We start from the raw sequence: 4897 nt of genomic DNA on the forward strand, positions 1-4897 counted from the left end.
ACTTTCCTGCAATTGGGCCGGATTGGCGGGTTCACCAACAGGGTTTCGGCTGTTTCCCCTCACAAACACCAAAGAATTCCCATCAGGAGAAAAGACCAAATCCCCGATATCCACTCCGATATCGCCTTTGAAATCGGTGAGTTTCTTGGTTTCATATCCAGGTGCCTTGGCATAAAAAACATTCCGCACTCCTTGGTCATTGAAAACCCATGCAATCGCATTGCCATCCGGAGCAGCTGTCAGCGAAGTCGGGAAGGGTACCGAGAGGTAGTCGGAAATGGATTGGGCAGATAACTGGAAAAAGAGGAAGAAGAGGAGGATGGTGAGGGGTTTTTTCATTGGGGTTGGGTTTCAAGTTGAAAATAGTAAGCTTATAAAGTTAGCAATTATCACTTATGATGGCTTCCCAAAATAATTGAAATCGTATTTAATTTTTGCTTGGCAAACATGATGTGAAGATTTTAATTTTAAATAGAAGTACATTGAAAAAAGATAGAAAACTTTAAAGCCTATCTAATTGATAAAGGTTACATTAAATTTACCAGTTCATGACATCATTCTTACGGTTTATGATTATACAAAGAGGATAAAAAATAATTGCGTTAGAGAAGAGATTTCTTTTGAACAGCTAGCTAACAATATCGGTGATTATGTGAAAAAATATGACAAATTTAGAATTATGCTAAAACTATTTTCTTACTAATTATCGGGAAAAATAAAATTATCATTTATTCCTTTTTCTTTTAGGTAGGTCAAGACTTCATCTCTAATAAAGTCAGGTAATATGAATTTTGTGATCTTAAAATTGAAATGTGGGTCCTCTTCAATCAAACCCATTTTGTCAAACTGAGGTATTCCATCACCACTTCTAACTTTATCCGGAGGTATTATTCTTGCGGCTTGTGTGGAAAACCACCCTCGCTGATTTTGTATTCGAGGATTTGATAAGAACTTTTGAGGATTGATAAATCTTACTAGACAATAGTCAGGAAATTCCTGATATTCTTCTGGAAATATATCCCAAGGATCAATAAAAATAGAATAGAGTGCTCTCTCCTTTCTTTCTTCATTGTCATAAAAGGCAAACCAAAGTGCTATTTCCCAACTTTCAGACCAATCTAATAGTCTAGTTCTGGCTTGATAGTGTTGAGCGATAGAAAGCTTTTGAATAGGGGAGTGTTCAGTCCAAGTTGAAAACCGGGCATTTTTGAAAAAGCTTTCCAATTCGATTTCTTCTTGTTGATAGAAGTTCTTGATCTGTCCCTTGTCTCTTAAACTTCGGAAAAGTCCAGATTCTAAATTCCAAGAGGCACGACTTTGACCCCGAAAAAGTCTGGTCTCGCTTTCTAACAAGGAAAAGGAATTGATTTTATTTTGCAGATCTTGAAAAGAACTGACAGGGATTCTATAGTAAGATCGATCCATTCTGTTTATCTAAAATAGAAGCTATCAAATTCATTATTTCTTTAATAATTATCCTGGGGAAGGCTTAATGAACCTGTTTTAAGTTTGGTTTTTCCACTTTAAATTGCTTTGAGTTCCATAGCAAAATCGTAAGAAATAAATTGTTTACCATCTTTATTTTCTAACCAGCCTTTTTCTAAGTGACTGATCTCAACTATATCTCTTGTCGAAATATATTTGAACTTTGAAGCGATTTTATCTAAAGTAACTAGTTCTTCAGTGCTGAAAATTTCAGAATTAAATAACCGATTTTTTCTAGCTAGTAATTTTTCAATTCGATTACCATTAGGCTTATCAAAGTATTCGATATCTATGACATTATTTTCCACTAGGTTTTCAAAAATTGTTTCAAACATGTTAGGCACAGGACCATAATTAATTGCCCTGTATTTTATTCCGCTGATAGAATTACCATATTCTTTGAAATATGAGAAATCAGCATAAAATAGAAGTTTATTCATTTTGGTTTTATAGCAAGGAGTTTTGTTAGAAAAGAATACGATCATTTCTACAAACTTTTCAAAGTTAGGTTTACTATATCCCGTCAAAATACTTGGTTCATCATCTCCCATTAAATAATCGTCAAGATTAATAAGTTTTTGTTTTTCTAGGGAGATTAATCGATCAATTCTTTTTAAAAGTTCAATTTTAGTACTATCAGATTTCGAGTTCCAATCCTCTAATAGACTTCTAAATTTGAACGGATCTCGGGCGAGCTTAATTAAGTTTGCATTGGCTAAAGAGGGTAGTTCTCCTTTCTCATAGAGGCCGTAGGTGTTTTGTCCAAAACCCAGAATTTCTCCCATCCTAATTGCGGAGAGACCATATTTTTCTCTTATTTCAATGATCTCTTCTCGTTGAGGGATATGGTATTTAGCACGATAGGGATGCTCTACCATCAACAGATTGTATTCATCCAATTCTGTTGTGGTAAATTTCTCTCCGGTATCCTCGCACAAGTAAAATTGGAATCTTGTTTTAATTTCTTCCTTCCGAAAAGTGACAGTTCGTACCTCATGCTTTAAAGGCATTTCTTTTCCAGTGAATGGACTTTTCATAAAATGGTTATTTGAAAGGGTATTTTAATTTTCGCTCGGCAAAATGAAATGAAATACAAAGGACTTTTGAACCTAGTATTCCTTTTGTAATCTTAATATAGATCTCTTGCCCTTTTACAATTTTCCCAAAGACCCACATTTCTCTGGTACCGTACATTTCCTCCGGCTTTGGACCTTCTGAGTAATCTTCAACAATTAATGCTTCTATGATTTGTTCTCGATCCTTCGGGCGGATATCAAGCTGGGTAAGTGTTTCAAAGTTTTTTCCTCGATCATCGAGAAAAACCACTCCCCAGAACTTCATTTTATCCTTAAATTCCTTTAGGAATTCTTCGACTTTTTCTCTTGATGTTTTTTGCAAAGGTATCACGATAAAGTGTTGAAAAACAAATTTATTTAAAAATATTAACCTTTAAAGTTAAATTCGAATTGATTTTAAAGATCTTCTTTCCCTGTGGGCCAAAGCTTAGGATCTACTAAAAACAGCCAAATGACTTACAGAAGCAAGTGAGATTTGATTTTTGAGCTATTAACTACTAAGATTATAACAGGTTCAGCAATTTATACTGATATGATGAGAAATCATTCCAACATAGATGGAATTCTCTATCCTAGTTTTAGGATGGAGGGTCAAAGATTAAATATTGCAATTAAATCCGAATCTATGGATAAGCTAGGTCTTTATGCAGCTGGCGAATTTTTGATCAGGAAGCGTTTGGGAAAAAAAGTCATAATGCATTCATTAGCGCTTTAAAAAGATTCGGAGAATTTTTTAAATGAAATCAATGTTTATGTTCCAATAAGTGCTTTCGGAGAATATCCTCTCCAAAATCATTTCCTTTTTCTCGGAAGATAGAGTGGATATGGTTGGCATTGTCGAGAAAGCCGACATTGTCGTACTCTATGATAAAATCCGGGCTATGGATCATGTAATAATGCGCTTTCATGGGTTCATAGCTTCCAATCCAGGCAAAATAAACTTCATCCATTCCCCTCGCATGGAGGATGTCCAGGTATTCTTCCGCCTTTTCCTTTTCCATGTTATTCATGTATTCTTCGATCAGGTAATGGAGGATTTTCTGTTGTTCGGGTCGTAGTTCAGAACCTTTGATCCCCATAAAATCGGCATACCATTGCGGTCGGTCAGGATTGGTCAGGATATCTTTGGGAACTTCCTGACTGAGTGTGGCCTTGGCTTTTTGGGTATCATCCAGGGTATTGACAAACCAAAAACCATAGTCTTCTTCTTTGCTCAACGGTCTTAGGCCAGCATATTGGGTGACTTCCACCACTGCCGGGTCCGAACCAAGAAACAGCGGTGTCATGGTAAACGAATTCTTGGTTACGGTCAGGTTGATGGAAATATGGTGTCCTTCAAATTTAAAACCCCAAGCATCATCCATAGTTGGATTGCCTAAAATTGCTATAAAATAATTGCCATAATCCCAATCCAAAGTGCGGATAAAGCCAATGGTCTGCTCATCAATCTGATCACGCTCATGGGCAATCTCAAAAATCTCGTGAAGGATATCGTCAACCTGCATGATGGCAAAGGTTTTCAGATATCCCTGCGAACTGAAGATAGTACTTAGGATCTTGTGGAAACTGATCTTGCTCTGTTCTGACAAATCTCCATACTTAAGTCCTTTCCTTGGTGCCAAACCAATCGGTAGATTGGTCCATTGGGTACGAAGGCTGTCATTCATGGCAAAGAGGACACTGCTTTTTTCATTGGGAGATAGAGATTCCAGGAAATCATTGGTGACTTTGACCATATCGGTTTTGGATTGGGCAAAGAGCCCGGTGCCAAAAGACAACAACAAAAGGAGCAAGAGGGATTTTTTCATTTTGGAAATTAGTGGTTAAAGATGAGTAAAGGGGCAATTGTTTTAAAAGTACTATTGTTCTGCCTTGGATTTAAAGCAATCCATTACTTTCAATTATGATTTGGTCCTGCATAATTTTTCCTTTTTCTAATTGGAAAAATCAACCTTCAAATACTCACTTTCCGAAGGGGGACCTGCTGTAATCTGAAGATTAGGCTCTCCTGTCAGGGTCATGACCACAGAGGCAAATGTGAAACCATTCTTTTTGGGATCAAGTATCCGGCACACTGGATTGTTGGCGTCATCTTTTGAGCGCAAGGCATCTTTGATAAGGTCATCTGTGACAGCGTCGGTATCGGCAATTCTTGTTGTCAAAGCCGCCAATCGGATATAACTGTTGGATGTGACAGGGAGTGCGTCTGTAATTTCTTTTGGATTGTACTGAGCAAACCAAGGTTTCACATCATCGTTGACAATCGGGTGATTGGTATGGTACACAGTTTGGTTTTTGTTTCCCGGATCAAACCTCACCACCTTGTTGGCCGAAGC

The 4897-nt window shown here is 37.1% G+C and carries 5 protein-coding genes and 1 pseudogene; all 6 read right to left on the minus strand.

All coding sequences use genetic code 11. The annotated features are described in order from the left end of the window. Window positions 1-339 (minus strand): annotated as a pseudogene (locus ACEW8U_RS09930) (S9 family peptidase); the annotation flags it as partial. 360 nt (window positions 340-699) lie between these two features. Beyond that, window positions 700-1425 carry an FRG domain-containing protein gene (locus ACEW8U_RS09935; protein ID WP_373521886.1) on the minus strand — a complete coding sequence of 242 codons (726 nt, stop codon included), beginning with the start codon at window positions 1423-1425 and terminating at the stop codon, window positions 700-702. Between the two features lie 98 nt (window positions 1426-1523). Beyond that, entirely contained in the window at window positions 1524-2522 is a 999-nt protein-coding gene (locus ACEW8U_RS09940) for a type II toxin-antitoxin system antitoxin SocA domain-containing protein (RefSeq protein ID WP_373521887.1), read from the minus strand. 7 nt (window positions 2523-2529) lie between these two features. Next, entirely contained in the window at window positions 2530-2892 is a 363-nt protein-coding gene (locus ACEW8U_RS09945) for a hypothetical protein (protein WP_373521888.1), read from the minus strand. Between the two features lie 412 nt (window positions 2893-3304). After that, window positions 3305-4369, minus strand: a complete 1065-nt coding sequence (locus ACEW8U_RS09950) for a DUF3500 domain-containing protein (protein WP_373521889.1) — start codon at window positions 4367-4369, stop codon at window positions 3305-3307. Window positions 4370-4495: 126 nt separating this feature from the next. Then, window positions 4496-4897 (minus strand): hypothetical protein (locus tag ACEW8U_RS09955; protein ID WP_373521890.1); only part of this gene is annotated, 402 nt, incomplete at its 5' end.

The sequence above is a fragment of the Aquiflexum sp. genome (assembly GCF_041751335.1).
Taxonomy (GTDB): Bacteria; Bacteroidota; Bacteroidia; order Cytophagales; family Cyclobacteriaceae; genus Aquiflexum.

Excerpts from the sequence above, each read along its gene's own strand:
- ACEW8U_RS09935 (WP_373521886.1), bottom strand. The coding sequence starts at position 1,425 with ATGGATCGATCTTACTATAGAATCCCTGTCAGTTCTTTTCAAGATCTG.
- ACEW8U_RS09940 (WP_373521887.1), bottom strand. The coding sequence starts at position 2,522 with ATGAAAAGTCCATTCACTGGAAAAGAAATGCCTTTAAAGCATGAGGTA.
- ACEW8U_RS09950 (WP_373521889.1), bottom strand. The coding sequence starts at position 4,369 with ATGAAAAAATCCCTCTTGCTCCTTTTGTTGTTGTCTTTTGGCACCGGG.